This is a genomic window from Maritalea mobilis (assembly GCF_019800885.1).
GTDB lineage: Bacteria > Pseudomonadota > Alphaproteobacteria > Rhodobacterales > Rhodobacteraceae > Roseibacterium > Roseibacterium beibuensis.
The window spans coordinates 573,572-599,860 of sequence record NZ_JAHVKE010000002.1 but is presented as its reverse complement, the minus strand read 5'-3'; the positions used below and the strand labels follow the sequence as shown (position 1 = coordinate 599,860).

At 64.0% G+C, this 26,289-nt stretch carries 39 protein-coding genes; 1 reads left to right on the top strand and 38 read right to left on the bottom strand.

Annotation, left to right across the window (positions count from 1 at the left end; all coding sequences use genetic code 11):
- Position 1: 1 nt before the first annotated feature.
- The 29 genes from KUV65_RS11785 to rpmC all read right to left on the bottom strand — a co-directional run bounded on the left by KUV65_RS11785 (position 2) and on the right by rpmC (position 20,447).
- On the bottom strand, positions 2-1,327 hold the full coding sequence (locus KUV65_RS11785) for an amino acid ABC transporter permease (protein ID WP_222190849.1): 1,326 nt from the start codon (positions 1,325-1,327) through the stop codon (positions 2-4).
- A 1-nt stretch (position 1,328) separates the two neighbouring features.
- Positions 1,329-2,867 carry an amino acid ABC transporter permease gene (locus KUV65_RS11780; RefSeq protein ID WP_261331738.1) on the bottom strand — a complete coding sequence of 513 codons (1,539 nt, stop codon included), beginning with the start codon at positions 2,865-2,867 and terminating at the stop codon, positions 1,329-1,331.
- A 145-nt stretch (positions 2,868-3,012) separates the two neighbouring features.
- On the bottom strand, positions 3,013-4,029 hold the full coding sequence (locus KUV65_RS11775) for an amino acid ABC transporter substrate-binding protein (protein ID WP_222190847.1): 1,017 nt from the start codon (positions 4,027-4,029) through the stop codon (positions 3,013-3,015).
- A 240-nt stretch (positions 4,030-4,269) separates the two neighbouring features.
- The gene (locus KUV65_RS11770; RefSeq protein WP_222190845.1) at positions 4,270-4,983 is read right to left on the bottom strand and encodes an ATP12 family chaperone protein; all 714 of its coding nucleotides are present in this window, start codon (positions 4,981-4,983) and stop codon (positions 4,270-4,272) included.
- Positions 4,980-5,660 (bottom strand): HAD-IA family hydrolase, encoded by a 681-nt coding sequence (locus KUV65_RS11765; protein WP_222190843.1) that lies wholly within the window; start codon positions 5,658-5,660, stop codon positions 4,980-4,982. The genes KUV65_RS11770 and KUV65_RS11765 overlap by 4 nt, the downstream gene beginning before the upstream one ends.
- Positions 5,657-6,697, bottom strand: coding sequence for an RluA family pseudouridine synthase (locus KUV65_RS11760; RefSeq protein ID WP_222190841.1), 1,041 nt, complete (start codon positions 6,695-6,697; stop codon positions 5,657-5,659). Before KUV65_RS11760 ends, KUV65_RS11765 begins: the two co-directional genes overlap by 4 nt.
- Positions 6,694-7,071, bottom strand: a complete 378-nt coding sequence (gene crcB / locus KUV65_RS11755; RefSeq protein ID WP_374107077.1) for a fluoride efflux transporter CrcB — start codon at positions 7,069-7,071, stop codon at positions 6,694-6,696. The genes KUV65_RS11760 and crcB overlap by 4 nt, the downstream gene beginning before the upstream one ends.
- Positions 7,072-7,105: 34 nt before the next feature.
- Positions 7,106-8,422: a replication-associated recombination protein A gene (locus KUV65_RS11750; RefSeq protein ID WP_222190837.1), complete on the bottom strand. Its 1,317-nt coding sequence runs from the start codon at positions 8,420-8,422 to the stop codon at positions 7,106-7,108.
- Positions 8,423-8,459: 37 nt separating this feature from the next.
- On the bottom strand, positions 8,460-9,143 hold the full coding sequence (locus KUV65_RS11745; protein WP_222190836.1) for a hypothetical protein: 684 nt from the start codon (positions 9,141-9,143) through the stop codon (positions 8,460-8,462).
- A 72-nt stretch (positions 9,144-9,215) separates the two neighbouring features.
- Positions 9,216-9,803: an acyl-homoserine-lactone synthase gene (locus tag KUV65_RS11740; RefSeq protein ID WP_222190834.1), complete on the bottom strand. Its 588-nt coding sequence runs from the start codon at positions 9,801-9,803 to the stop codon at positions 9,216-9,218.
- A gap of 81 nt (positions 9,804-9,884) precedes the next feature.
- Positions 9,885-10,391 carry a helix-turn-helix transcriptional regulator gene (locus tag KUV65_RS11735; RefSeq protein ID WP_222190832.1) on the bottom strand — a complete coding sequence of 169 codons (507 nt, stop codon included), beginning with the start codon at positions 10,389-10,391 and terminating at the stop codon, positions 9,885-9,887.
- 292 nt (positions 10,392-10,683) lie between these two features.
- Positions 10,684-11,106, bottom strand: a complete 423-nt coding sequence (rplQ, locus tag KUV65_RS11730; RefSeq protein WP_222190831.1) for a 50S ribosomal protein L17 — start codon at positions 11,104-11,106, stop codon at positions 10,684-10,686.
- Positions 11,107-11,240: 134 nt separating this feature from the next.
- The gene (locus KUV65_RS11725) at positions 11,241-12,257 is read right to left on the bottom strand and encodes a DNA-directed RNA polymerase subunit alpha (RefSeq protein WP_222190829.1); all 1,017 of its coding nucleotides are present in this window, start codon (positions 12,255-12,257) and stop codon (positions 11,241-11,243) included.
- A gap of 115 nt (positions 12,258-12,372) precedes the next feature.
- On the bottom strand, positions 12,373-12,762 hold the full coding sequence (gene rpsK / locus KUV65_RS11720) for a 30S ribosomal protein S11 (protein WP_222190827.1): 390 nt from the start codon (positions 12,760-12,762) through the stop codon (positions 12,373-12,375).
- A gap of 15 nt (positions 12,763-12,777) precedes the next feature.
- The gene (gene rpsM, locus KUV65_RS11715; protein ID WP_222190825.1) at positions 12,778-13,146 is read right to left on the bottom strand and encodes a 30S ribosomal protein S13; all 369 of its coding nucleotides are present in this window, start codon (positions 13,144-13,146) and stop codon (positions 12,778-12,780) included.
- Between the two features lie 231 nt (positions 13,147-13,377).
- Positions 13,378-13,953, bottom strand: coding sequence for an adenylate kinase (locus KUV65_RS11710; RefSeq protein ID WP_222190823.1), 576 nt, complete (start codon positions 13,951-13,953; stop codon positions 13,378-13,380).
- Positions 13,950-15,326, bottom strand: a complete 1,377-nt coding sequence (gene secY / locus KUV65_RS11705) for a preprotein translocase subunit SecY (protein WP_222190822.1) — start codon at positions 15,324-15,326, stop codon at positions 13,950-13,952. The genes KUV65_RS11710 and secY overlap by 4 nt, the downstream gene beginning before the upstream one ends.
- A 132-nt stretch (positions 15,327-15,458) precedes the next feature.
- Entirely contained in the window at positions 15,459-15,932 is a 474-nt protein-coding gene (rplO, locus tag KUV65_RS11700; protein WP_222190820.1) for a 50S ribosomal protein L15, read from the bottom strand.
- 192 nt (positions 15,933-16,124) lie between these two features.
- Positions 16,125-16,313 carry a 50S ribosomal protein L30 gene (rpmD, locus tag KUV65_RS11695; protein ID WP_025311786.1) on the bottom strand — a complete coding sequence of 63 codons (189 nt, stop codon included), beginning with the start codon at positions 16,311-16,313 and terminating at the stop codon, positions 16,125-16,127.
- 5 nt (positions 16,314-16,318) lie between these two features.
- Positions 16,319-16,900, bottom strand: coding sequence for a 30S ribosomal protein S5 (gene rpsE, locus KUV65_RS11690; protein WP_222190818.1), 582 nt, complete (start codon positions 16,898-16,900; stop codon positions 16,319-16,321).
- Positions 16,901-17,032: 132 nt separating this feature from the next.
- The gene (gene rplR, locus KUV65_RS11685; RefSeq protein WP_222190816.1) at positions 17,033-17,392 is read right to left on the bottom strand and encodes a 50S ribosomal protein L18; all 360 of its coding nucleotides are present in this window, start codon (positions 17,390-17,392) and stop codon (positions 17,033-17,035) included.
- Between the two features lie 11 nt (positions 17,393-17,403).
- The gene (gene rplF / locus KUV65_RS11680) at positions 17,404-17,937 is read right to left on the bottom strand and encodes a 50S ribosomal protein L6 (protein WP_222190814.1); all 534 of its coding nucleotides are present in this window, start codon (positions 17,935-17,937) and stop codon (positions 17,404-17,406) included.
- A gap of 12 nt (positions 17,938-17,949) precedes the next feature.
- Positions 17,950-18,342 (bottom strand): 30S ribosomal protein S8, encoded by a 393-nt coding sequence (rpsH, locus tag KUV65_RS11675; protein WP_222190805.1) that lies wholly within the window; start codon positions 18,340-18,342, stop codon positions 17,950-17,952.
- Positions 18,343-18,356: 14 nt separating this feature from the next.
- Positions 18,357-18,662, bottom strand: coding sequence for a 30S ribosomal protein S14 (gene rpsN / locus KUV65_RS11670; protein WP_222190803.1), 306 nt, complete (start codon positions 18,660-18,662; stop codon positions 18,357-18,359).
- 20 nt (positions 18,663-18,682) lie between these two features.
- Positions 18,683-19,246: a 50S ribosomal protein L5 gene (gene rplE / locus KUV65_RS11665; RefSeq protein WP_222190801.1), complete on the bottom strand. Its 564-nt coding sequence runs from the start codon at positions 19,244-19,246 to the stop codon at positions 18,683-18,685.
- Positions 19,239-19,550 (bottom strand): 50S ribosomal protein L24, encoded by a 312-nt coding sequence (rplX, locus tag KUV65_RS11660; RefSeq protein ID WP_222190799.1) that lies wholly within the window; start codon positions 19,548-19,550, stop codon positions 19,239-19,241. The genes rplE and rplX overlap by 8 nt, the downstream gene beginning before the upstream one ends.
- Complete coding sequence (gene rplN / locus KUV65_RS11655) at positions 19,550-19,918, bottom strand: 50S ribosomal protein L14 (RefSeq protein ID WP_011567679.1); 369 nt, start codon at positions 19,916-19,918, stop codon at positions 19,550-19,552. Before rplN ends, rplX begins: the two co-directional genes overlap by 1 nt.
- Positions 19,919-20,001: 83 nt before the next feature.
- The gene (gene rpsQ / locus KUV65_RS11650) at positions 20,002-20,235 is read right to left on the bottom strand and encodes a 30S ribosomal protein S17 (protein WP_038650285.1); all 234 of its coding nucleotides are present in this window, start codon (positions 20,233-20,235) and stop codon (positions 20,002-20,004) included.
- A 2-nt stretch (positions 20,236-20,237) separates the two neighbouring features.
- The gene (rpmC, locus tag KUV65_RS11645; protein ID WP_222190798.1) at positions 20,238-20,447 is read right to left on the bottom strand and encodes a 50S ribosomal protein L29; all 210 of its coding nucleotides are present in this window, start codon (positions 20,445-20,447) and stop codon (positions 20,238-20,240) included.
- Between the two features lie 212 nt (positions 20,448-20,659).
- Here rpmC and KUV65_RS11640 point away from each other — a divergent pair, with 212 nt between their 5' ends.
- Positions 20,660-21,280, top strand: coding sequence for a 2OG-Fe(II) oxygenase family protein (locus tag KUV65_RS11640; protein ID WP_222190796.1), 621 nt, complete (start codon positions 20,660-20,662; stop codon positions 21,278-21,280).
- Between the two features lie 134 nt (positions 21,281-21,414).
- Here KUV65_RS11640 and rplP read toward each other — a convergent pair whose 3' ends face one another.
- The 9 genes from rplP to rpsJ all read right to left on the bottom strand — a co-directional run bounded on the left by rplP (position 21,415) and on the right by rpsJ (position 26,252).
- A complete protein-coding gene (gene rplP / locus KUV65_RS11635) occupies positions 21,415-21,828 on the bottom strand; it encodes a 50S ribosomal protein L16 (protein WP_222190794.1) in 414 nt (137 codons plus the stop codon).
- Positions 21,829-21,840: 12 nt separating this feature from the next.
- Positions 21,841-22,545 carry a 30S ribosomal protein S3 gene (gene rpsC / locus KUV65_RS11630; protein WP_025311774.1) on the bottom strand — a complete coding sequence of 235 codons (705 nt, stop codon included), beginning with the start codon at positions 22,543-22,545 and terminating at the stop codon, positions 21,841-21,843.
- Positions 22,545-22,925 carry a 50S ribosomal protein L22 gene (gene rplV, locus KUV65_RS11625; protein WP_222190792.1) on the bottom strand — a complete coding sequence of 127 codons (381 nt, stop codon included), beginning with the start codon at positions 22,923-22,925 and terminating at the stop codon, positions 22,545-22,547. The genes rpsC and rplV overlap by 1 nt, the downstream gene beginning before the upstream one ends.
- Positions 22,926-22,928: 3 nt before the next feature.
- A complete protein-coding gene (gene rpsS / locus KUV65_RS11620; protein WP_025311772.1) occupies positions 22,929-23,207 on the bottom strand; it encodes a 30S ribosomal protein S19 in 279 nt (92 codons plus the stop codon).
- Between the two features lie 3 nt (positions 23,208-23,210).
- A complete protein-coding gene (gene rplB, locus KUV65_RS11615) occupies positions 23,211-24,053 on the bottom strand; it encodes a 50S ribosomal protein L2 (RefSeq protein ID WP_222190790.1) in 843 nt (280 codons plus the stop codon).
- Between the two features lie 123 nt (positions 24,054-24,176).
- A complete protein-coding gene (locus tag KUV65_RS11610) occupies positions 24,177-24,473 on the bottom strand; it encodes a 50S ribosomal protein L23 (RefSeq protein ID WP_222190788.1) in 297 nt (98 codons plus the stop codon).
- Positions 24,470-25,090 (bottom strand): 50S ribosomal protein L4, encoded by a 621-nt coding sequence (gene rplD, locus KUV65_RS11605; protein WP_222190786.1) that lies wholly within the window; start codon positions 25,088-25,090, stop codon positions 24,470-24,472. Before rplD ends, KUV65_RS11610 begins: the two co-directional genes overlap by 4 nt.
- Positions 25,087-25,926, bottom strand: coding sequence for a 50S ribosomal protein L3 (rplC, locus tag KUV65_RS11600; RefSeq protein ID WP_222191270.1), 840 nt, complete (start codon positions 25,924-25,926; stop codon positions 25,087-25,089). Before rplC ends, rplD begins: the two co-directional genes overlap by 4 nt.
- A gap of 17 nt (positions 25,927-25,943) precedes the next feature.
- The gene (rpsJ, locus tag KUV65_RS11595) at positions 25,944-26,252 is read right to left on the bottom strand and encodes a 30S ribosomal protein S10 (RefSeq protein ID WP_025311767.1); all 309 of its coding nucleotides are present in this window, start codon (positions 26,250-26,252) and stop codon (positions 25,944-25,946) included.
- Positions 26,253-26,289: the final 37 nt, after the last annotated feature.

Genomic DNA, 26,289 nt, shown 5'->3' with positions numbered 1-26,289 from the left:
CTCAGCGGTGATCGGTGCGCAGCTTGCGCTCCAGGTATTGCGAATAGCGGCTCATCGAGTAGCAGCTGATGAAGAAGCAGAGCCCGATGAAGATGAAGAGCTCCCAGTAGACGCCGTTCCAGTCGGTCGAGGCGCGAATGGCGTTCGAGAACCCGATCGGGTCCAGCAGGCCGATGAAGACCACCAGCGTCGTGTCCTTGAACAGGCCGATGAAGGTGGAAACGATCCCGGGAATGGAGATCTTGAGGGCCTGCGGCAGGATGATCAGGCGCATGGATTGCCAGTAGTCGAGGCCGAGGCTGTCGGCGCCTTCATACTGGCCACGCGGCAGGGCCGCGAGACCGCCCCGAACCACCTCGGCGATATAGGCCGAGGAGAAGAGCGTCACCATGATGATCACGCGCAGCATGAGGTCGAAATTCGTGCCCGGCGGCAGGAAGTAGTTCAACAGCAGCGACGCGGTGAAGAGCCACACGATCAGCGGCACGCCCCGGATCACTTCGATGAAGATCACCGAGAACTTGTTGATGATGAACAGGTCCGACTGGCGCCCAAGGGCAAGGACGACCCCCAGCGGCAGCGACAGGATGATGCCCGCGATCCCGATGACGAAGGCCAGCATGAAGCCGCCGAAATCGTCCGAGGGCACATACTCGATGCCGATGGGCAGGATGCCGTCGATCACGCCCGCCAACGGCCCGGCCAGGAACATCCAGTAGAGGATCGGCACCACGACGGTTGCGATGATGGCCCCCAGCTGCCCGATGATCGGCACGGCGGTCTTGAAGACCAGCCAAGCGATGATGAAGCCGGCGGCAACCGCGATCGGGCCCCAGATCGAGCCGCCCCAGAGCAGCCAATACAGGATGAAGGGCGACGCGGCCGTGAAGGCCAGGAGCTTGCGCGGCAGTTCCGCGTAGAGCACCGGTGCGATGGCCCCAAGGAACAGGATCAGCGCAAGAACCGGGCGCCAGTAGAGTTCGGAGGGGTAGAAGCCGAAGGTCAACTGATCCCACCGGTCGGTCAGGACGGCCCAGCAGGCAACCTCCATCCCTTCGCCGTAGCGCTCGTCGCGGATCTCGCGGCATTGCGTCAGGCTATCGGCGTCCCAGATGCCGTAGAAGATCCAACCGAGGACGTGGCTGAGAACCCAGTAGATCACGAAAACCGAGAGCACGGTCAGGATGCTGTTCAGCACCGAGGAAAACAGGTTTTCCCGCAGCCATTTCACGGCCCCCTTCTCCGCCACGGGCGGTTCGCGTTCGGGCAGCATGTCCTTGCGGACAAAGGCGGTCGCAAGCGCGCTTTCTGCGTGTGTATCGCTCATCTCACCGCTCCTTCAGTTTGACGGAGTTGTTGTAGATGTTCATCACGCCCGAGATGATCAGCGAGGTCAGCAGGTAGAACAGACCCAGCAGAAGCATCCCTTCAAGCTCGCGTCCCGTCTGGTTGATCGTGATCCCGCCAAGGGTCGAGCGCACGTCCATGTAGCCCACGGCGATGGCCAGCGACGAGTTCTTGGTCAGGTTCAGATATTGCGAGATCAGGGGCGGAATGATGACCCGCAAGGCTTGCGGCAGGATGACAAGGTTCATCGTGCGGTTCGGGCGCAGGCCCAGGGCGTAGGAGGCCTCGGTCTGGCCGCGCGACACCGACAGGATACCGGCGCGCACGATCTCGGCGATGAAGGCCCCGGTATAAAGCGACAGGGCGAACCACAGCGCGATCAGCGAGTTGCGAAGCTGCACCCCGCCTTCGAAGTTGAAGCCGGCCAGTTGCGGGCGCTCGAACTGAAGCGGGCGGCCGCGATCGACCGTGTCGGCCAGGGTGGCAACCTCGACCCCGTCCACGGCGCCGGTGAACTCATCGACCATGTCCGGCGGCATCGCGGCGATGATACAGTCGCCGGACGCGACGCTTGCCTGCAACTCGGCCGCGGAGCCGACGCGCAGGATATCCGCACGCTGGTCCAGCCCGCGCAGCGCGCTGGACAGGTTCACACCGGCGGTGGAGGGCAAGGCACAGATCGCGGGGTTTCGGTTCTCGGCGACGTAATCCTCAAGTGTCATGCCCTGCTCGGCCCCGACGGCGACAAGCGGGTACTGATCGCGCGCGATCGCGGCGGAGAAGGCGAGGTAGACGGCGAGCGTGGGAATGATGAACAGCCCCAGCGACACCCAGAAAACCGGCAGGATGTCCCCGGTCGCCTCTTGCCGTTTCCTCGCGTAGCGGCGGAAGGCCCAGATCCCCACGAGGGAGGCAAGGAAGACGGCCACCACCAGAAGGGTGCCATCCCCCCAGACCGGGGCGGGAATGAAGATGCCGCGGTTGGTGATCGCGACCGAGTCGAACAGGAGCATCGATGCCTCGGCATCCTCCCCTCGGAAGTCGCGCGGTTGCGGGGTGGATTCCGTCATGATCGCGAAGATCACGATGATCCACAGAAGCAGCGGAATGTTGCGGAAGCCTTCGACGTAAACGCTCATCAGCTTCGCGACGAGCCAGTTGTTGGACAAGCGCAGGACACCGGCGAACACGCCAAGGATGGTGGCCATGATGCAGCCAAGGAAGGCCACGAGCAAGGTGTTCAGGATGCCGACCAAGGCGGCCCGGCCATGCGTGGAGTCGTTCGAATATTCGATCAGGCGCTGGTTGATGTCGTACCCGGCGCGATTGAACAGGAAGCCGAAATCGAAATCCTTGCCCAGCGCGCCGAGGTTGATGACCACGTTGCGCGCCAGAATCACGAGCGCGAGCATCACTAGGATGAATGCGACCACCTGGATGGTCATCGACCGGTAGCGCGTGTCGTAAATCAGTTGGCTGAGCCGGAAGGACTCGGTCGGTGGGTCCGTGTAGGTCGCCATGTCTGCCCCCAATCGGATATAGGTATCCCGTGTGACGACCCTGTCCCCTTGGATCGCCCTCGATGGTCCGTTTTTCAGCTAGGGTTTGGCGCAAGCGCCAAGAAGGTGAAGGGCGCGACAAGTGCCGCGCCCTTCGACTGTTCGATTAGCGGAACGGGGGCGAGTAGAGCAGGCCACCGTCGGTCCACTGCGCGTTCAGGCCGCGTGCCAGACCGATCGGAGTGTTCTCGCCGATGTTGCCTTCGAAGATTTCGCCGTAGTTGCCGACCGACGAGATCACGTTGACCAGCCAGTCGCTTTCGAGGCCGAGCATCGCGCCCAGTTCACCCTCGGTGCCGAGCATACGGTTGATCTCGGGGTTCTCGGTGCCTGCGGCCAGTTCCATGACGTTGGCCGAGGTGATGCCCAGCTCTTCAGCCGAGATCAGGCCGTTCAGCGTCCAGCGGACGATGTCGCCCCATTCGTTGTCGCCGTGACGGACGAGCGGGCCGAGCGGCTCTTTCGAGATGATCTCGGGCAGAACGACATGCGCCGACGGATCTTCGAAGGTGGCGCGCGTTGCGGCCAGGCCCGAGGCGTCGGTGGTGTACACGTCGCACGCACCGGCAAGGTACTGCTGCTGCGCTTCTGCGTTCGTCTCGATCGGCACGGGCTCGTAGCTCATGTTGTTCGAGGCGAAGAAGTCGGCGAGGTTCAGTTCGGTCGTGGTGCCGGTCTGGATGCAGACGGTGGCGCCATCGAGTTCCATGGCCGAGGACACGCCGAGGTCACGCGGGACCATGAAGCCCTGACCGTCGTAGTAGTTCACACCGACGAATTCGAACGACAGGTCAACGTCGCGCGAGAAGGTCCAGGTGGTGTTGCGGGCCAGGACGTCGATCTCGCCCGAGGCCAGCGCGGTGAAGCGGGTCTGACCGGTGGTCGGAACGAATTCGACGGCCATCGGGTCGCCGAGAACAGCAGCAGCAACCGCACGGCAGATAGCGACGTCGAAACCGGCCCATTCACCATTCGCGTCGGGCGCGGCGAAACCGGTCAGACCGGTCGTCACGCCACAGTTCAGTGCGCCGCGCTCTTGCACTTCGGCGAGCGTCTGCGCCGATGCAAAGCCGGCAGCAAGGCCGGCAACGGCGAGCGTGCCGAGAAATACGGATTTCTTCATGTTTACCTCTTCCTGGTGGACAACCCTTGGGGGTCGGTTTTTTTGAGCGCCCCTTGGGCATTGGCATTGGTCCGTGAGAGTCTTTCACCCCCCTCACTGCCTGTAAAATGGGCAAAGAAGCCGCGATAGGTCAAGGGAAAGGGTCCCTTAATTGACCCTGCGTAACCCTTGAAGCCGCCAAAGCGATGTGCATCTGCCCTGAAATTGTGCAACTGCGCCTGAGGCGTGGACAGTCAGGCGTCACTCACCGGATGCGAGGCGCCAGAAGCGAACGGCATGCGCAAATTGCGCTGCTCGATGGGCCGTTTGCGCCGCGGCTTCCTCGTCCGGGCCCCACTGTTCGATCTGCCAATCCTCATCGATTCGGCTCAGTCCCCAGGCCGCGTCGGGGTCGAGGCGGCCATGCGCAACCGCAAGGCCAAGCAGAACGGAGCCGGACAGCGTGACGAGGTCGTGCAGGGCCGTCAGGCGGAACGGCTCGACCCGGCCAAGCTCATCGGCGATTCGCGCGAGGCTGTTGGCGGGTTGGGTGACCGGCAGAACGCCCTCGGTCGCCATCAGCCGCGCCCCAAGCGCCTCCGCCGCCCAATCGAGAACGGGGTCCCACCCCTCGGCCTGCCGGATCGCCAGCGCCTCGGGGTGCCCGGCGCGGTGGCAGAGCAGATCGGTCTCGGCATAGGCGGCGAGCATTTCGGCGACTTCGGCCTGTTGCGGGGCCACCCGGTCGATCGCGGCATTTGCCGAGCGGGTCACGGGCATCGACAGCGGGTCGATCTCGCCCTCTTGCGACGCCCATTCCTCGGCAATGGCCTGGGCCATGGGTTCGGTCGGCAGGATCATCGCGGCCTTGGCCGGCGTGCGCACGGGGCGCTGGTCGAGCAGCACCTGCCAGCCGTCCCCTTCGGAGGCGACGGTGGTCTCTTTCCAGAAACGTTTGGCTTTCCATTCGGTCATGCGGGTTCAAATACCTCTGCGAGGGCTGCCGGCAAGGCCGCGAAATCGTCGAGGACAGTGCGCGCGCCTGCCTGCCGCAGAGCGTCGGCCGGGTGGTATCCCCAGCTGACGCCGATGGCGTGAATGCCGGCAGCGCGGCCCATCTCGATGTCGAAACTGGTATCGCCAAGGATCACGGCGCGGTCGGGCGCGACCCCGGTTTCCCGCAGGCAGGCTTCGATCATCGACGGGTTCGGCTTGGACGGGTGATCGTCGGCCACTTGCACGGTGTGGAAGATCTGGGCGATCCGGTGGATCTCGAACAGGTGGGTCAGGCCGCGCCGCGATTTGCCGGTGGCGACGCCCAGAAGGGTGAAATCCTCGGCGGCAAGCCGGGTGAGGTGCTCCATCGCGCCGGGAAAGAGCGGCGACAGGGCGGCGCCGTCTCCGGCCACCCGCAGGCTTGCGAAGGCGTCCTTGTAGGCCTCGACGAGCGGGTCGACCGACTGCGGATGATCCGGCGCAAGGCGCGCCATGGCGACCGGCAGGGACAGGCCCACGATCTGCAACACGGCCTCGCGCGGCGGCATCGGCAGGCCATTGGCGTCAAAGGCCCGCGCCATCGCGGCGAGGATATGGGCCTGGCTGTCGACCAGCGTGCCGTCGACATCGAAGATCACAAGGCGAAGGTCGCTCATTCGAGATCCTCGAACGGGTCGGTCGGCACGTCGTTTACATGCCAGCCCAGCGTGTCCCATGTCCGGACCATGTGATCGGGCAAGGGCGCGGTCAGGTGCAGATGCGCGCCGGTCATCGGATGGGTCAGCGTCAGAGAGCGCGCGTGAAGATGCAGCTTGCGGCTGATCTCCCCGCCCAGTTGCGCGCCCCAGCCATCGCCAAGGTTCTCCTGACCCGAGCCGCCGTATTTCCCGTCACCGATGATGGGATGTCCCATCTCGGCCATATGCGCGCGCAACTGGTGGGTGCGCCCGGTGACGGGAACCAGCGCGCACCAGCTGACGCGACCGCCGAGGCCGGAAAGAACCGCGTAATCCGTCACGGCGCGCTTGGCGTCGGGGGTGCTGTCCACCTCGTTCGGGTGGATGCAAAGCATCTTTTCCCCCTCGCCGCCCTTGCCGTGACCCGGCGCCTTGACCAGGCCATAGCGGATCGTGCCCATGCGCGGGGCGGGCACACCGGCAACGGCGGCCCAGTAGATCTTGCGCGTTTCGCGGGCACGGAAGGCGGCGGTCAGGGCCTTGGCCCCTTCGCGCGTGCGCGCCAGCAGCAGGATGCCCGACGTGTCCTTGTCGAGCCGGTGCACGAGGCGCGGTTTGTCTTTGAGCCCGAATTTCAGCGCCTCGGCCATGCCATCGACGTGCCGCGTCTGCTTGCTGCCGCCCTGGGTGGGCAGGCCGGGCGGTTTGTTCAGCGCGATGATATGATCGTCGCGGTAGATCACGCAGGAGCGGATCAACTTGGCGTCCGCCTCGGGCACGGTTTCACGCACCGGCGCGGGGGCCTCGGCCTCGGGCAAGGGCGGCACGCGCACCTCTTGCCCGACCTCGACGCGGGTCGAGGCCTTGACCCGCCCGCCATCGACGCGGATCTCGCCCTTGCGGCAGCCCTTTTCGATGCGGCCTTGGGTAATCTGCGGGAAACGCCGCTTCAGCCAGCGGTCAAGGCGCTGGTCGCCCTCCCCCTCGGCCACGGTGATGGTCTGAACGCCGCTCATGCTGCGAAACTCCGCGATAGGGCGAGGCCGAGAAACAGCGCCGCGATGGACAGGACGACATTGCCAAGCACATAGGCCGCCGCAAGGCCCAACGCGCCCCGTTCATAGAGCGTCACCGCCTCGAGCGAGAAGGCCGAGAAGGTGGTGAAACCACCCAAAACCCCCGTCGCCACGAAAGGCGACAGGTGGGTCAGGCCGCGCTGCGCGGCCGCGCCGATGAACAGGCCCATGGCGAAGGAGCCGAGGACGTTGACCGTGATGACCCCAAGCGGAAAGGCGAGATGGCCGAAGGCCCGCACCAGGCCGACGCCGGTCAGGTAGCGCAGGCTGGCGCCGATGGCCCCGCCGAGGGCGACTTGGAAAACCGTTGCAATCATGGCGCGGGGATGGGCGCGCGCGGGGCGCTTGTCAACCGCGCTGGCGCTTCTTGCGCAGGCCTTCGAACCAGTCGAGGCGCTTTTTCAGGTCGCGCTCGAAGCCGCGTTCGACCGGGTGGTAGAAATGCGCCCGGCCCATGCGTTCGGGGAAATAGTTCTGCCCCGAAAACCCGTCTTCGGCATCGTGGTCGTAATCGTAGCCCGCGCCGTAGCCCTGCTCTTTCATCATCTTGGTGGGCGCGTTCATGATGTGCTTGGGCGGCGGAAGGGAGCCGGTGGATTTCGCCGAGGCGCGCGAGTCCTTGTAGGCGACATAGGCCGCGTTCGATTTCGGCGCGAGGGCGAGGTAGATGACCGCCTGCGCCAGGGCCAATTCGCCTTCGGGGGAACCGAGCCGTTCAAAGGTTTCCCACGCATCGAGGCATTGGCGCTGCGCCTGCGGGTCGGCCAGCCCGATATCCTCGACCGACATGCGGGTGATGCGACGGGCGAGGAAGCGCGGGTCTTCGCCGCCCTCCAGCATCCGGGCCAGCCAGTAAAGCGCCGCGTCCGGGTCCGAGCCGCGCACGGATTTGTGCAGCGCCGAGATCAGGTTGTAATGCGCCTCGCCCGATTTGTCGTATTGCGCGGCGCGGCGTTGCAAGCGGTGGGCCAGCGCCGAGGTATCGAGCGGCGCGCCCGTGTCCCAGGCCGCGACCTGTTCCACCAGGTTCAGCAGCGCGCGCCCGTCGCCATCGGCCATGTCGCGCAGGGCATGACGCGCCTCGGGCGTCAGCGGCAGGGTCTTGCCAAGCTCCAGCTCGGCGCGTTCCAGCAATTGATCCAGCGCGCCCTCGTCCAGCAGGTTCAGGACCAGCACCTGCGACCGCGACAGAAGGGCCGCGTTCAACTCGAAAGACGGGTTCTCGGTCGTGGCGCCAACCAGCAGGATGGTGCCGTCTTCCATATGCGGCAGGAAGCCGTCCTGCTGCGCCTTGTTGAAACGGTGGATCTCGTCCACGAACAGCAGCGTCCCCTGCCCGTTCGCGTGGCGATGGCGCGCGGCCTCGAACACCTTGCGCAGTTCCGGAACGCCGGTGAAGATCGCGCTGATCTGGACGAAATGCAGGTCCGTTTCATCGGCCAGCAGACGGGCGATAGTGGTCTTGCCCACGCCGGGCGGGCCCCAGAAGATCAGCGAAGGCAGGCTGCCGGCATCGAGCATCACCCGCAGGCTGCCCTCGGGGCCAAGCAGATGATCCTGCCCGATGACCTCGGACAGGGCGCGCGGGCGCAGACGGTCGGCCAGGGGGCGCGGGCCCTTTTGCGGCGTGTCGGTCTTGGAGGGGGCGGTGTCGAACAGGTCCATTTTCCCAAGGTAGGCGCGCGGGGCCGCGGACGCCAGATCAACCGGGCGGCAGACACACCCCGCGATAGCCGCGCCCGGTGACATTGCCCCAGCGCGAGGGCCGGTCCGGCGGGCGGCAGGCGACCACGGTCAGGCCGTTGGGATTACCCGGCACGCTGGACAAGCGCGTGTCGCCGGGGTCAAGAACGGCACTCTCGCCGGGCGGGATCGTGAAGGCCTGGGCGCAGGGGGTCGGGTTGACCTCTCCGGGCATACAGAGGCCGACCACGATGTCGAAATCGCAGAGGTTGCTGACCTCGCGCGGCTGAACCTGCCCTGTCATGCCACGCGTGCAGTGGTTCACGTCGGCCCTTAGCGAGGCATTCTGATAGCGGCCCGTCGCAAGGTCCAGCAGCGGTGGCACCAGGAAAGTGGCCAGCACGCCGGAAACAACCCCGGCCCAGATCGGCACACGCCGGGGTTGGCCTTTGCGCTCGGCGATGGTCAGAACCAGCAGGCCGACCCAGCCCCCGATGAAGGCCGCGCCGAAGGTGACGGTCGGAAGCCAGGTGGCACGGTGCAGGGCGTCCGCTATCCCGGCGAGGGAGGGCGGCACAACGAAGGCCGCCCCAAGCGCGATGGGAACCAGCAGCCAGCCGGGGACCGGCCGACCGCCCGGCCGGATGAACAGGCGCACGACGACCGCCGTGGCGATGCCGATCAGGATATCACGGTCTGTCACGTTGGCCTGCCCCACTGCCGCGGGTCCAATACGGACCCGCGGGCGTAGCTTTGCCGACAAGCCGGGGGATGCTCAATGCATCTTCGACGCCATCGAGACAAAATAGACCCGGTGCGGCACGCCGTCGAAGCTCATCTCCGGGCCAGCGGGGGCCATGTCGATCCCGAGGCGGCGGGCAAGGCGCGGGATGAGCGTGGGCAACAGGCCGATCAGGATGGTCGCGCCTTGTGCGCGGGCCGACCGGATCATGTGCCCCATCAGCGACATCTGCACGCGGCGGCGAATCTCGGTCGGGACGTCGTTCACGACGAAGAGGCGGTTGGCGTCCCAGATATGCGGCGCGATGGGGGCGGGTTCCCACAGCAGGTTGCCGGGGATCGTGTCGAGCAGCCCGCGCTGCGCATCGCGAACCATGTAGGTATAGATGCCGCATTTGGCCGTCGTCGGCGTCAGGCGCACACCGGCCATCACGCGGCCGTTTTCGTGCACGCAGACCCAGCGGCTTTGCGCAGTGTCGTACTGGTCGAATTCCATGCCGCCCTCTTCCGGCAGGTCCCAGTTCTTTTCCTCGATGAAGGTGCGGTGGCGCGCTTTCAGCATGTTCGCGAAGAGCGGGCCGTGGGTGTGCATGTTGTCGAAGGAGATCGTTGCAGTTTCCATGTCAAAAGGTCCTTTCCGGGTGGTTGTGGTCAACAAACGCACCGCGGTGAGGATCCTTTGCCTCTGCTGTCATCCAGGCCCCTAGATGAACCCGTACTCCTTGGCCCGTTGGACCGCTTCGGCCGTGGTTCGGGCCATCAGCTTTTGGCGGGCGGAGGTCAGGCGCGCCTTGAGGGCACTTTCGGAAATTCCAAGTCTGGCTGCGGCAGCTGCATGGCGGTCCCCCTCCGCGATACATTTCAGGGCGTCGGCCTGCGCCTTGGACAGGCGGGCCGGCGGTTCGGACAGGTCGTGCATGCGCTGCACGATCCTGAGTATGTGTTCCATCTCGTCCTCGGCGAACTCGCGATCCGCCCGGCTGGCGCCGGCGATGGTGCGAGAAGACATCGGACCGATGGAGGCGATCATCCCGTATTTCAGCCCGTACTCGGCCGCCTCATCCATCATGCCGAAGGGATCGGGCAGTCCGATCTCGCTCCAGCGGCGGGTGCCGGTATGGCTGAGACCCCAGGCAAGGGTCGGGTCGCGCAGACCGTAAAGTTTCGCTGTGTACACCTCCTGCCAGGCATCCGGGTAGGTGTTCACCATGATAAGGGGGGAGACGTATCTAATGTGTAAACCGACCGCGAACCCCGCCGGAGCCGCCAGCGAAAGTTCGTGCAGAAGGAGATCGAGAACGGGTGCTTTAGACATGAACCTGACCAAAAGGACATGTCTTTTTAGACAGGTTCGCGAAACCGTGGTCAACGCGTTTCGGAGGCTGACCCCGCGGCAAAAATGCCGCAAGCGCATGATCGCAAACCGATGAAACAAAAAGAAAACCCCCGCCATTGGCGGGGGTTTCGGTCCGTTCGAAGCGGCCGTTTGGGCCGCGATCGGATCATTCTTCGTCGAACTCGGCCATGGCCTCTTCGCGGGCACGATCCGCGGCGCCCTTGGCGTCCACGTCGCGATCCACGAATTCGATAATCGCCATCGGCGCCATGTCACCGTACCGGAAGCCGGCCTTCAGTACGCGGACATAGCCGCCCTGACGTTCGGCGTAGCGGGGCCCGAGCACCTCGAACAGCTTGGCGACATGCATGTCCTGCTTGAGCTGCGACGCGGCCTGACGGCGGGCGTGCAAATCGCCGCGCTTGCCCAGCGTGATCAGCTTTTCGACGATGCGGCGCAGTTCTTTCGCCTTGGGAAGGGTCGTCTTGATCTGTTCATGTTCGATCAGCGACCCGGCCATGTTGGCGAACATCGCCTTGCGGTGTTCGTGGGTCCGGTTCAGGCGGCGGTATCCGCGAGCGTGACGCATTTTCTATCTCCTGGTCTCGTTTTGCTTTGTCCGGGGTTCCATGCGTGGCGGAACCCTCTCCTTGGGGCGGGATTGCCCGTGTCGTCCCCGGCAGTCCGGGCATTGGCGGGGGCGGCGGGCCGCCCCCGAAACCGTCAGAAGTTGTCTTCGTACTTCTTGGCCAGTTCCTCGATGTTGTCGGGCGGCCAGTCGACGATATCCATCCCGAGATGCAGGCCCATGCCCGAGAGCACTTCCTTGATCTCGTTCAGCGACTTGCGGCCGAAGTTCGGGGTGCGGAGCATCTCGGCTTCGGTCTTCTGGATCAGGTCGCCGATATAGACGATGTTGTCGTTCTTCAGGCAGTTCGCCGAGCGGACCGAAAGCTCCAGCTCGTCCACCTTCTTCAGCAGAAGCGGGTTGAACTCCAGGTCGTCCTCGTCGTCCTGGCGGCCGGCGGCCTCGGGTTCGTCGAAGTTGACGAAGATCGACAGCTGGTCCTGCAGGATGCGCGCGGCATAGGCCACGGCGTCATCCGGCGTGACGGAACCGTCGGTTTCCAGCTTGAGCGTCAGCTTGTCATAGTCGAGCACCTGGCCCTCGCGGGTCGGCTGCACGTCATAGGACACTTTCTTGACCGGCGAGTAGATCGCGTCGATCGGCATCAGGCCGATGGGCGCATCCTCGGGGCGGTTCTTGTCGGCCGAGACGTAGCCCTTCCCGGTGTTGACGGTCAGCTCCATGTAGAGTTCCGCGCCGTCATCGAGGTGGCAGATCACGTGTTCCTTGTTCAGGATCTCGATGCCCGCGCTTTCCGAGATGTCACCGGCGGTGACGACCTTGGGCCCCTTGGCCGAGATCGACAGACGCTTGGGACCGTCGGTTTCCATGCGGATCGCCACGCCCTTGAGGTTCAGGACGATGTCCGTCACGTCCTCGCGCACACCGGCGACCGAGGAGAACTCGTGCAGAACGCCGTCGATCTGGACGCTGGTGATGGCCGCACCCTGAAGCGAGCTCATCAGCACGCGGCGCAGGGCGTTGCCGAGCGTCAGGCCGAAACCCCGCTCCAACGGCTCCGCCACGACGGTGGCCTTGCGGGCCGGGTCGGTGCCGGGGTTCACCACCAGTTGGGTGGGTTTGATCAGCTCTTGCCAATTCTTATGGATCATGCGTCGCCTCCATACTTGTACCGGGTGGATCCAGTGGCCCGGCACGCCCGAGGGTCAAAATGACGTTGACGGGCCGCGTGCAATTCACACGCAGCCCGCCTGAAAATGGTGTCGCTTACACGCGGCGGCGCTTGGGCGGACGGCAGCCGTTATGGGCAATCGGCGTCACGTCACGGATCGACGTGATCTGGAAACCGACAGCAGCCAGCGCGCGCAGCGCCGACTCGCGGCCCGAACCGGGGCCCTGCACTTCGACTTCCAGCGTTTTCACGCCGTGTTCCTGTGCCTTGCGGCCCGCGTCTTCGGCGGCCATCTGCGCGGCATAGGGGGTCGACTTGCGGCTACCCTTGAACCCCATGGTACCGGCAGACGACCACGAAATGGCGTTGCCCTGCACGTCGGAGATCAGGATCTTGGTGTTGTTGAACGAGGAATTCACATGAGCAACGCCTGCGGCGATGTTCTTGGAAACCTTGCGCTTGGCGGGACGACGATCGCGTGCCATTGAACCAGCCCTCCCTTACTTCTTCTTGCCTGCAATGGCCTTTGCGGGGCCCTTGCGCGTGCGTGCGTTGGTGTGGGTGCGCTGACCGCGCACAGGCAGGTTGCGACGATGGCGCAGGCCACGGTAGCAGCCGAGGTCCATCAGGCGCTTGATGTTCATCTGCGTCTCGCGGCGCAGGTCGCCTTCCACGGTGTAGTTCGCGTCGATGTGCTCGCGGATCTGGAGCACTTCGGAATCGCTGAGTTCGTTCACGCGGCGGCTCTGGTCGATGCCGACGGCTTCGCAGATCTCCTTGGCCGAGGCATGGCCAATTCCGGTGATATAGGTGAGCGCGATCGGAACGCGCTTGGCGGTGGGGATGTTCACGCCGGCAATACGTGCCACGTCATATGTCCTTTCGTTGCGAGCCCGTAGCTCCAGGCCCTTTTTTCACAACGTTAGCCCAGTGCGTCACGCGACCGGGCCGCAGTCATCATTCAGGTGTTCTGTCGCGGATCGGAAAACCCGAATCGACGACGTTCTTTCCTTGCGGAAGTGGTGCGCATATTGGGGATTGCTGACATCGTCAACCCCAGCAGCGGCAATCGGTCCCAAGACGCGCGTTTTCGGACAACTTCAGCCGAGGATCGCCTTGATCGCGCCCGCGACCTCGTCGATCTGGCCAAGCCCGTCGATCGAGTGCAGATCGCCCTTGGCGTAGTAGTACCCGATCAGCGGCGAGGTCTTCTTGTAGTACTCCATCAGCCGGACCTTCATGCTTTCGGCATTGTCATCCGCACGCACCGGCTGGCCTGCGGCGGCAGCCTCCTTCGCGCGGTTCACGATGCGCTGGACGAGAACGTCGTCGTCCACCTGCATTTCAATCACGGCATCGAGGGCCTGCCCCTCTTCTTCCAACAGCTCCGCCAGCGCGTCGGCCTGGGCCAGGGTGCGCGGGAACCCGTCGAAGATGAAGCCAGCGGCTTTCACCGTTTTCAGCTTTTCACGGATCAGGCCGATAACGATCTCGTCGGTGACCAACTCGCCCCGCGCCATGACCTCGGCCACGCGCTTGCCCATGTCCGTGCCACTGTCCTTGGCTTCGCGCAGCATGTCCCCTGTGGACAGCTGAACCATGCCACGCTCTTTCACAAGAATACCCGCCTGGGTGCCTTTGCCGGCCCCCGGCGGTCCGAGAAGAATGATGTTCATCGACGCGCAGGCCCCCTCCTTGCCTTCGACTTCGCTTTACCACCTTTTCGCCCACGCAGCTGCGATTTTTCAAGCAGCCCTTCGTACTGGTGCGCCAGGAGATGCGATTGCACCTGCTGCACGGTGTCCATGCCGACCGACACGATAATCAGGATCGACGTGCCGCCGAAATAGGCCGTGATGGCAAGGTTCGTGCGGACGATCTCGGGCAAGAGCACGACGAGCGCAAGATAGGCCGACCCGAGCACGAGGATACGGTTCACGACGTATTCGAGATACTCCGCCGTCCGCTTGCCCGGGCGGATGCCCGGCACGAACCCGTTCTGGTTCTTCAGGTTGTCGGCCACGTCCTCGGTCTTGAACGAGACGTTGAGCGTATAGAAGTAGGTGAAGAAGACGACCATGCCCGCGAAGAACGCGAGGTAGAGCGGCTGCCCTGGGCCGAAATTCGCCAGCACCCACGACATCACCGGACCCTGCGCCTGGCCGCCCGAGAAGGTGGTCAGCGTGGTCGGCAACAACAGAAGCGACGAGGCGAAGATTGCCGGGATCACGCCCGCCGGGTTCACCTTGATCGGCAGGTGGCTGGAGCCGCCGTCATAGACCTTCATCCCCACCTGGCGGCGCGGATACTGGATATGGATCTTGCGCAGGCTGCGCTCCATGAAGACGACGAAGAACAGCGTCGCGATCAGCATGAAGATCACGCCTAGAACGGCCGGGGTGGTCAGCGAGCCGGAGCGGCCGGATTCAAAGAACTGCGCCAGGGCGGCCGGGATCTCGGCGATGATGCCGACGAAGATGATCAGCGAGATGCCGTTGCCGATGCCGCGCTGCGTGATCTGCTCACCCAGCCACATCAGGAACATGGTGCCGCCCACCAGCGTGATGACGCAGGCCGCGCGGAAGAACCAGCCCGGATCGGCGGCAAGACCGCCGGATTCCATGCTGATCGCCAGGCCATAGGCCTGCGCGGTCGCCAGCGCCACGGTGCCGTAGCGGGTGTATTGGTTGATCTTCTTGCGGCCCTGCTCGCCCTCTTTCTTGAGCTGTTCGAGCGCGGGAACCATCGAGGCCATGAGCTGTACGATGATCGAGGCCGAGATGTAGGGCATGATCCCCAGGGCGAAGACCCCCATCCGGGACAGCGCACCCCCCGTGAACATGTTCAGCACGCCGCCAAGGCCCGCTGCCGCCTGTTCGAAGAAGTTGCGCAACTCGACGCCGTCGATGCCCGGCACGGGAATATAGGTGCCGACGCGGTAGATGATCAGAAGGCCAAGGGTGAACCAGATGCGCTGGCGCAGTTCGGTTGCTTTACCGAACGCCCGCCAGCTCATGTTCGAGGCCATTTGCTCCGCTGCTGATGCCATGCCGCCTCTCTTATGCGCGATGCGCCGCAAGACCGGTCGATGCGGTCCTGCGGCGCGAAATTCCTGAGCTAGGATGTAGGCGGCTGGACCGCCGCCCACAAGCACCGAAGGGGGCAGCCGCCCCCGACCGGGTTATTCCGCCGCAGACGCCGCAGCGGTCTTGAGCGAGCCGCCAGCCTTTTCAACGGCCTCGACAGCCGCCTTGGAGGCGCCGGTGACCGAGATGTTCAGCTTCGAGGTCACGTCGCCCTTCGCCAGGACACGGACACCGTCCAGCTTGCGGCGCACCAGGCCCGATGCGACGAGCGCGTCTTCGGTGATCTCGGCTTTCGCGTCCAGCTTGCCCGCCTCGACGAATTTCTCGATCAGGCCGAGGTTGACGACAGCGTATTCCTTGCGGTTCGGCTTGTTGAAGCCACGCTTGGGAAGACGCTGGTAGAGCGGCATCTGGCCACCTTCGTAGCCGGCGATGGCCACACCCGAGCGCGACTTCTGGCCCTTGATACCACGGCCGGCGGTCTTGCCCTTGCCCGAGCCGGGGCCACGGCCCACGCGTTTCTTGGTTTTCGTTGCGCCGGGATTGTCGCGCAGTTCATGCAATTTCATGTCGCTTCTCCTTAGCCGGAACCGCCCCCGAAGCGAGGTGGGACGCACACGGCATGTCTTGAGTGTCAGATGTGGCCCGGTCGACCACCGGGCGCGTATAGGCGGAGTCGGATGCCATGGCAAGACCCGCCCTTAAAAGCGAAACGCCCCCGGGATGCGGGGGCGTCGCGTTCTTGTAGAGGAAGGGCGGACTTAGCCGCGCTCTTCCACGATCTCGACCAGATGCGGGATCTTGTTGATCATGCCGCGGACCGAGGGGGTGTCCTCCAGTTCGCGGGTCTTGTGCATCTTGTTCAGGCCCAGGCCGATCAGCGTTTTGCGCTGGATCTCGGGGCGACGGATCGGCGAGCCGATCTGCTTGACGACGATGGTCTTTGCCATGGGTCTCAGGCCTCCTCAGCGACTTGGCTGGATTCGGCCGGCGCTTCGTCGCGCTTGGGCAGGATGTCAGCCACTTTCTTGCCACGACGCGCGGCCACCATGCGGGGCGAGCTCTCGTTGCGGAGGCCGTCCAGCGTGGCGCGGATCATATTGTAGGGGTTCTGGGTGCCGGTCGACTTGGCGACCACGTCCTTGATGCCCAGCATCTCGAACACGGCGCGCATCGGACCACCCGCGATGATCCCGGTGCCTTCCGGCGCGGTGCGCATGACGACCTTGCCAGCGCCGTGATGGCCCTTCACGTCGTGATGCAGCGTGCGGCCTTCCTTAAGCGGCACGCGGATCAGGTTGCGTTTGGCCTGCTCGGTCGCCTTGCGGATCGCCTCGGGGACCTCCTTGGCCTTGCCCTTGCCGAAGCCGACGCGGCCACGCTGGTCACCAACCACGACGAGAGCGGCGAAGCCAAAGCGCTTACCACCCTTCACGGTCTTGGAGACGCGGTTGATCGCGACCAGACGGTCGGCGAATTCGGGGGTTTCCTCGCGGTCATCGCGGCGGCGGCCCCGGCGTTCGTTACGTTCTGCCATATTCGGCATCCTTTCACTGTCTGGCGCGTCTCGCGCCCTTTGGTCCGATCGCAGTGGGCGCAATGCCCCCCGATCATCGAGGCGGCGAGAGGGCCCGCCGCCTGCACATCTCTCACGTCGCCCGGTGGGCGATCAGAACTTCAGGCCACCTTCACGCGCGGCATCGGCCAGAGCCTTGATGCGCCCGTGATAGAGGAAGCCGCCACGGTCGAAGAAGCATTCCTCGACGCCCTTGGCCTTGGCCCGCTCGGCGATAGCCGCGCCGATCTTGGCCGCGGCTTCGGCGTTGTTCTTGCCGACGACGCCGAGATCCTTCTCGAGCGACGAGGCCGAAGCCAGCGTCACACCGTTGGTGTCGTCGATCAGCTGAACGCTGATGTTCTTGTTCGACCGATGGACGGACAGACGCGGACGCCCACCCGCCAGGGTGCGAAGCTTGTTCCGGTTGCGCAGACGGCGCTTGAGGAACAGTTCTCTTTTGCTGAGTGCCATATCCGTCGCCCTTACTTCTTCTTGCCTTCCTTGCGGAAGATGTACTCATCCTTGTACCGGATGCCCTTGCCCTTGTACGGCTCGGGGGCGCGCCATTCGCGGATATTCGCCGCGACCTGGCCCACCAGCTGCTGATCTGCGCCTTCGATCACGACCTCGGTGTTCTTCGGCGTGGTCACGGTGACCCCGGCGGGAACCTCGAAATCGACGTCGTGGCTGTAGCCGAGCGACAGCTTCAGGGTGTTGCCCTGCATCTGCGCGCGGTAACCGACGCCCTGGATCTCAAGCTCTTTCTTGAAGCCGTCGGTCACGCCGGTCACCAGGTTCTGAACCATGGTGCGCGACATGCCCCACTGCTGACGGGCACGCTTCGACTTGCCGCGCGGGGTGACCGACACGGCGTTGTCTTCGACCGCGATGGTGACATCGTCGGTCGCGGTGAAGCTACGGGTGCCTTTCGGCCCCTTCACCTCAACGGTCTGGCCGGACACGGTGGCGGAGACGCCCCCGGGCAGCTCGACCGGTTTTTTACCAATACGAGACATTGCCAAACCTCCTTAGAAGACGGTGCAGAGCACTTCGCCGCCAACATTGGCTGCGCGCGCCGCGGAGTCGGACATCACGCCACGCGAGGTGGACACGATGGAGACGCCCAGGCCCTGGCGGACCTGCGGGATGTCGCTGACGCCCATGTAAACGCGGCGGCCCGGCTTCGAGACGCGCTTCAGTTCACGGATCACCGGGGTGCCCTCGTAATACTTCAGCGAGATTTCGAAGGTCGGATGGCCGAGCGCGTCGGTGCCGCTTTCGTAGCCACGGATGTAGCCTTCGTCGGCCAGCACATCGAGCACGCGGGCGCGCTGCTTGGAGGCCGGGGTCGAGACCACGGATTTGCCGCGCATCTGAGCGTTGCGGATGCGGGTCAGCATATCACCAAGAGGATCATTCATTTTTCAAACCCTCCTTACCAGCTCGACTTGACCATGCCGGGGATCTGGCCGTTCGAGGCCAGGTCACGCAGCTTGATCCGCGACATTTTCAGCTTGCGGTAATACGCCTTGGGGCGGCCGGTCAGCTGGCAACGGTTGTGAAGGCGCGTGGGCGAGCTGTTGCGCGGCAGTTTCGCCAGCTTGAGGCGGGCCTTGAAACGCTCTTCCATCGGCTTGTCTTCGTCGTTTGCGATCTCTTTCAGCGCGGCGCGCTTGGCGGCGTATTTGGCCACCAGCTTCTGCCGCTTGAGTTCGCGCTCAACCATGGATTTCTTAGCCATGTGTCACTCTCCTCCCGCGATCAGCTGTTGAAGGGCATGTTGAAATGCTTCAACAATGCCTTCGCTTCCGCGTCGGTTTTCGCGGTGGTGCAGATGATGACGTCGATGCCCCAGACTTCGTCGACCTTGTCGAAGTTGATCTCGGGAAAGACGATGTGTTCCTTGATGCCCATGGCGTAGTTGCCACGGCCGTCGAATGCGTTGCCCTTCACGCCGCGGAAGTCGCGGACGCGCGGCAGGGCCACGGTGACCAGACGGTCAAGGAAGTCGTACATGCGGTCGCCACGCAGGGTGACCTTGGCGCCGAGCGGCATGCCTTCACGAACGCGGAAGCCGGCGATCGACTTCTTTGCCTTGGTGATGACGGCCTGCTGGCCCGCGATCGCGGTCAGGTCTTCCTGGGCCGATTTGGCCTTCTTGGAATCCTTCACGCTTTCGGCCCCGGCGCCGATGTTCAGGACGATCTTGTCCAGGCGCGGGATCATCATGTCGTTCGAATAGCCGAACTCTTCCTTCATCGCGGCCTTGATCTGGTCGCGGAAGAGCGTCTTGAGGCGCGGGGTGTAGGTGGCGGTATCAAGCATCGATCACGTCCCCCGTGGTCTTGGCGACACGCACCTTCTTGCCGTCTTCGATCTTGAAGCCGACGCGGGTGGGTTTGCCGTTGGCGTCCAGCAGGGCCAGGTTCGACAGCTGGATGGGCATCGGCTGCGGAATGCGGCCGCCCTGGCTGGTCTGGCTTTGCTTGGTGTGGCGGATGGCGATGTTGATGCCGTCGACGATGGCCTTGCCGTCCTTGGGCATGACGGCGGTGATTTCGCCTTCTTTACCCTTGTCCTTGCCGGCCAGAACGACGACGCGGTCGCCTTTTTTCAGTTTCGCAGCCATCAGAGCACCTCCGGCGCCAGCGAAATGATCTTCATGAAGTTCTTCGCGCGCAACTCGCGAACCACCGGCCCGAAGATACGGGTGCCGATCGGCTCGTTGTTGTTGTTGAGGATGACGGCGGCGTTGCGATCGAAGCGGATCGCGGTGCCGTCTTCGCGGCGGACTTCCTTGGCGGTGCGCACGACGACGGCCTTGCGGACGTCACCTTTCTTCACGCGACCGCGCGGGATGGCTTCCTTCACGGATACGACGATGATGTCACCCACCGACGCGTATTTCCGCTTGGACCCACCCAGAACCTTGATGCACTGAACACGGCGAGCGCCGGAGTTGTCAGCGACATCCAGATTGGTCTGCATCTGGATCATTTGGTTTCTCCCGACCTTTGGAGCCGCCTGATCAGGACATGAGGCTCCAGGGTTTCGCTAAAACAGGGGGATGTGCGGGCGCGTCAGACGCGCTCGACCACCTCCCAGCGTTTCGTCTTCGACATGGGTGCACATTCTTGAATGCGCACGGTATCCCCGACCTTGTACTGGTTGTCAGCATCATGGGCGCGGTACTTCTTCGACTTCCGGATCGTCTTTTGCAGAACCGGGTGCTTGAAGCGACGCTCGACCGACACGGTGACGGTCTGGGCGTTGGTGTCCGAGGTGACGGTGCCTTGCAGGATACGCTTGGGCATTCTCAGGCCTCCGTGCTTGCGGCAACTGCCGCTTTCTCGTTCAGGATCGTTTTCACGCGCGCGGTGTCGCGCTTGACGGCGCGCATGCGGGCGGTGTTCTCCAGCTGGCCGGTGGCCTGCTGGAAGCGGAGGTTGAAGGCCTCCTTCTTCAGCTGGACGAGCTGATCACGCAGCTGGTCCGGCGTCTTGTCACGCAGTTCATTGGCGTTCATCGCCTGTGTTTCCTCTCAATAACACCGGGGCGCCCCAAGGGAATCGGGTCACGCCAAATCCGGTGGATTTCGGAATGAGGGCGCCGGATACTCCGAGTCCCCCGATAAAGCAACCCCCGATGCCGGGTTGTGCCTGATTTTCTTGACTTGCCCCGACGCCGGCGGCGTCAAACGCCCTCGCGCAGCGGATTGGCTTGGGGTATCACGCGGCCATGGCACAGATCAAATCGCTCTTCGCGACCCGTCTCTATCACGCGCCCCTCTCCGAATTCGGCCAGCCGATCGACGCGGAGGAACTGGAAAACTCCTGCCTTGTCATCGCCGAGGATGACGAGGCGGGCCAGGATTGGTGCGAGGCCAATGGCTATCCCGGCTATACCTCTTACGCTTCGCTGACCGACCTGCCCTGGCGCTTCCCGATCTTCGCCGACCTGGTCAAGGTTCTGGATGCCCATGTCGCGGCCTTCGCCGAGGACCTGGAATTCGACCTTGGCGAGGGCAAGCTGGTGCTGGAGGATCTTTGGATCAACATACTTCCCGAGGGCGGGATGCATGCCAGCCATATCCACCCCCATTCGGTGATTTCCGGCACGACTTACGTCGCCATGCCCGAGGGCACCTCGGCGCTCAAGCTGGAAGACCCGCGTTCGGCCATGATGATGGCCGCCCCCACCCGCCGCAAAGGCGCGCGTGAGGAGTTGCAGCCCTTCATCTACGTAAAGCCCGCCGTGGGCGACGTGCTGCTCTGGGAGAGCTGGCTGCGCCATGAAGTGCCGATGAACATGGCCGAGGACGACCGCATCTCGGTCAGCTTCAACTACAAGTGGGAATGAACCACCCCCACCCGTAGGGCGGGGTTCACCCCGCCGCCCCCCTTGAATGACAAAACCCCCGCCGATTGCTCGGCGGGGGTTTTCTGTTTCTTCACCGGGGTGCTGCCCGGAAAACGCCGGAGGCGTTTTCGACCTTACCAGTCCTCGCGGACCACGGTGCGGGTCTTGATCGGCAGCTTCATCGCGGCGAGGCGCAGGGCTTCGCGGGCGACGGTCTCGGACACGCCGTCGATCTCGAACATGATCCGGCCCGGCTTGACCTTGCAGGCCCAGTAATCGACCGACCCCTTACCTTTACCCATCCGAACTTCGACGGGCTTCGAGGTGACGGGCAGATCGGGGAAGATCCGGATCCAGACGCGGCCCTGACGCTTCATGTGACGCGTCATGGCACGACGGGCGGCTTCGATCTGACGGGCGGTGACCCGCTCGGGCTGAAGCGCCTTGAGGCCATAGGTGCCGAAGTTCAGATCCGACCCACCCTTGGCTTCGCCACGGATACGGCCCTTGTGTTGTTTGCGGAATTTCGTGCGCTTGGGTTGCAGCATCTCTCAAACTCCTCAGCGGTCGCGGCGCGGACGAGGCCCGCCGCCTTCCTGGAGCTCCGCATGACGGCGATCGCGGGCACTGGGATCGTGCTCCATGATCTCGCCTTTGAAGATCCAGACCTTGATGCCGATGATGCCATAGGGCGTCTCGGCCTCGGACAGGGCGTAGTCGATGTCGGCGCGCAGGGTGTGAAGCGGCACGCGGCCTTCACGATACCACTCGGTGCGCGCGATCTCGGCGCCGCCAAGACGGCCGGCAACATTCACGCGGATGCCGAGGGCACCCATGCGCATGGCGTTCTGCACGGCGCGCTTCATGGCACGGCGGAACGACACACGACGCTCGAGCTGCTGCGCGATCGACTCGGCCACCAGCTGGGCGTCCAGCTCGGGCTTGCGGACCTCGACGATGTTGAGGTGCAGCTCGCTGTCCGTCATCTTCGCCAGCTTCTTGCGCAGGGTTTCGATGTCTGCGCCTTTCTTGCCGATGATGACACCCGGACGGGCGGTGTGGATCGTGACGCGGCACTTGCGGTGCGGGCGTTCGATGATGACTTTCGACACGCCAGCCTGCTTGCACTCTTCCTCGATGAATTCGCGGATCGCGATATCCTCGAGCAGGAGATCACCGTACTCTTTCGTGTCGGCGTACCAGCGGCTGTCCCAGGTGCGGTTCACCTGGAGGCGCATACCAATCGGGTTGACCTTGTGACCCATTATGCTTGCTCCTCGACCTGGCGAACCGTGATGGTCAGCTCGCTGAACGGCTTGTGAATACGGCCGAAACGACCGCGGGCGCGCGGACGGCCGCGCTTCATCACCAGGTTCTTGCCGACCCAGGCTTCGGCGACGATGAGTTCATCGACGTCGAGACCGTGGTTGTTCTCGGCATTGGCGATGGCGGACTGAAGGCATTTCTTCACGTCCACGGCGATGCGCTTCTTCGAGAAGGTCAGGTCCGACAGGGCCTTTTCAACCTTCTTGCCGCGGATCATCGCCGCCACCAGGTTCAGTTTCTGGGGCGAGGTGCGCAGCATACGCAGCTTGGCCATCGCCTCATTGTCCGCCACGCGGCGGGGATTCTTATCCTTGCCCATGGCTTACTTCCTCTTGGCTTTCTTGTCGGCGGCGTGGCCGTAATAGGTCCGCGTCGGTGCATATTCACCGAACTTCTGACCGATCATGTCCTCGGTGACGTTCACCGGGATATGCTTCTGGCCGTTGTAGACGCCGAAGGTGAGCCCCACGAACTGGGGCAGGATGGTCGAGCGGCGCGACCAGATCTTGATGACCTCGTTGCGGCCCGACTCGCGGGATTTCTCAGCCTTCTTGAGGACGTAAGAGTCGACAAAAGGCCCTTTCCAGACGGAACGCGACATGTCTTAGCGCCCTTTCTTCTTGGCGTGCCGCGAGCGGATGATCAGCTTCTGGCTCGCCTTGTTCTTGTTGCGGGTGCGCTTACCCTTGGTGTCGACACCCCAGGGCGAAACCGGCGTACGGCCACCCGAGGTCCGACCCTCACCACCACCATGGGGGTGATCGATCGGGTTCATTGCGACGCCGCGAACGGCGGGGCGCTTGCCCATGTGGCGGGTGCGGCCGGCCTTGCCGAAATTCTGGTTCGAGTTGTCGGGGTTCGAGACCGCGCCAACCGTTGCCATGCACTCCTGGCGGACCATGCGCAGCTCGCCCGAAGACAGGCGGATCTGGGCGTAGCCACCGTCGCGACCGACGAACTGGGCGTAGGTGCCCGCGGCGCGCGCGATCTGGCCGCCCTTGCCGGGCTTCAGCTCGATGTTGTGGACGATCGTACCGATCGGCATGCCCGAGAAGGGCATCGCATTACCGGGCTTGATGTCGACCTTCGAGCCGGCAACGACCGTGTCGCCAATGGCGAGGCGCTGCGGCGCAAGGATGTAGGCCTGCTCGCCGTCCTGGTAGCGGACCAGGGCGATGAAGGCGGTGCGGTTGGGGTCGTATTCGATACGCTCGACCGTGGCCGGAACGTCGAACTTGGTCCGCTTGAAATCGACGACGCGATAAAGACGCTTCGCCCCGCCGCCGCGGCGGCGTGCGGTGATCCGTCCGGTATTGTTCCGGCCGCCCTTCTTGGTCAGACCCTCGGTGAGGGACTTGACCGGGCGACCTTTCCAAAGCTCCGAACGGTCGATCAGAACCAGCCCACGCTGGCCCGGCGTCGTCGGTTTGTACGACTTGAGTGCCATGCTTTCTGTCTTCCGTAGCTTTGCGGGGGGTCAGCCCCGGTGGTGAAGGGCCCCGAAGGTCCCCGATTCTCTCAAAAACGACGGCCCCGGATGGTGCCGGGGCCGAAGCGATGTCGCCGTCTATTAAAGACCGGTCGACACGTCAATGGTGTTGCCCTCTTCGAGGGTCACATAGGCCTTCTTGACGTCCTTGCGGGTGCCGGTCTGGCCGCGGAAGCGCTTGACCTTGCCCTTGGAGACGACGGTGTTGACCGCCTTCACCTTCACGCCAAAGAGCGTTTCGACCGCTTCCTTGATCTGCGGCTTGTTCGCGTCGATCGCCACTTCGAAGACGACGGCGTTGTTCTCGGACGCCATCGTGGATTTCTCGGTGATGATCGGCTTGCGGATCACGTCGTAATGTTCTGCCTTCACGCTCATTTCAGTCGAGCCTCCAGAGCTTCGACACCCGCCTTGGTCAGCACGAGCGTGTCGCGCTTGAGGATGTCATAGACGTTGGCACCCACCGACGGCAGCACATCGAGACCTTCGATGTTGCGGGCTGCCATGGCGAAGTTCTCGTTCACCTCGGCGCCGTCGATGATCAGGGCACGCTTCCAGCCCAGTTCCTTGACCTGCTTGGCCAGGGCGCTGGTCTTGGGCGCATCCATCGCGGCCGTCTCGATCACGACCAGTTCGCCCGCCGCCATCTTGGCCGAAAGCGCGTGCTTCAGGCCCAGCTTGCGGAACTTCTTGGGCAGGTCGTGGGCGTGGCTGCGCGGGGTCGGACCCTTGTAGATACCACCCTTGCGGAAGATCGGCGCGTTGCGGTCCCCGTGGCGTGCGCCGCCGGTGCCCTTCTGGCGATAGATCTTCTTGGTCGAGTAGCTGGTCTCGGACCGGGTCTTGACCTTGTGCGTGCCGGCTTGCGCCTTGTTGCGCTGCCAGCGGACGACGCGGTGCAGGATGTCGGCGCGCGGCTCGAGTCCGAAGACATCGTCGCCGAGCTCGACCGAACCGGCCTTGCCGCCGTCGAGTTTGATCACGTCGAGTTTCATTCCTCACCGTCCTTCTTCTCGGCTTCGATCTGTGCCTCGGCCTCTTTCAGCGCGGCCTCTTCGGCGGCGGCTGCTTCGGCTGCGGCGGCTTCTGCGGCTGCGGCTTCTTCGGCGGCTGCTTCGGCAGCGGCGGCTTCGGCGGCCTTGGCGGCCTCTTCAGCGGCCGACTTCAGCGCGGCGGGCAGAATGGCGTTCTCGGGGAACGGCTTTTTCACCGCGTCCTTGATCGTCACCCAACCGCCCTTGGAGCCGGGAACGGCGCCCTTGACCATGATCAGGCCCCGCGCGGCGTCGGTCTTGACGACTTGCAGGTTCTGCGTGGTCACGCGGGCAGCACCCATGTGGCCGGCCATTTTCTTGCCTTTGAAGACGCGGCCGGGGTCCTGACACTGACCGGTCGAGCCGTGCGAACGGTGGCTGATCGACACGCCGTGCGAGGCGCGCAGACCACCGAAGTTGTGCCGCTTCATGGCACCGGCGAAACCTTTACCGATCGAGGTGCCCGAGACGTCCACGAACTGACCTTCGAAGTAATGGTCGGCGGTGATTTCCTCACCAACGCCGATCATGTTGTCGGGGTCGACGCGAAACTCGGCCAGCTTCCGCTTGGGCGCAACCGATGCCTTGGCGTAATGGCCACGCATCGGCGCCGAAACGCGCTTTGCCTTTGCCGTGCCGGCACCCAGCTGCACGGCGGTGTAACCGTCCGTGTCGGGGGTGCGCTGCGCGACGACCTGGCAGCCGTCCAGCGACAATACAGTGACGGGAACCTGACGCCCGTCTTCCATGAACAGCCGGGTCATGCCCAGCTTCTTGGCGATCACTCCAGAGCGCAACATCGTCGTTACCCCCCTCAGACCTTGATCTCGACATCCACGCCGGCGGCGAGGTCGAGCTTCATCAGCGCGTCCACCGTCTGCGGGGTCGGATCGACGATATCGAGAAGACGCTTGTGGGTGCGGATCTCCCACTGGTCACGGCTCTTCTTGTCCACGTGGGGACCACGCAGAACGGTGAACTTCTCGATCTTGTTGGGCAGCGGGATCGGGCCGCGCACCTGCGCGCCGGTCCGCTTGGCGGTGTTCACGATCTCCTGCGTGGAGGCATCGAGAACCCGGTAATCGAACGCCTTGAGGCGGATCCGGATGTTCTGGCTGGCAATCGCCATATCATGTTCCTTTCAGTTGAGAGGAGGGGAC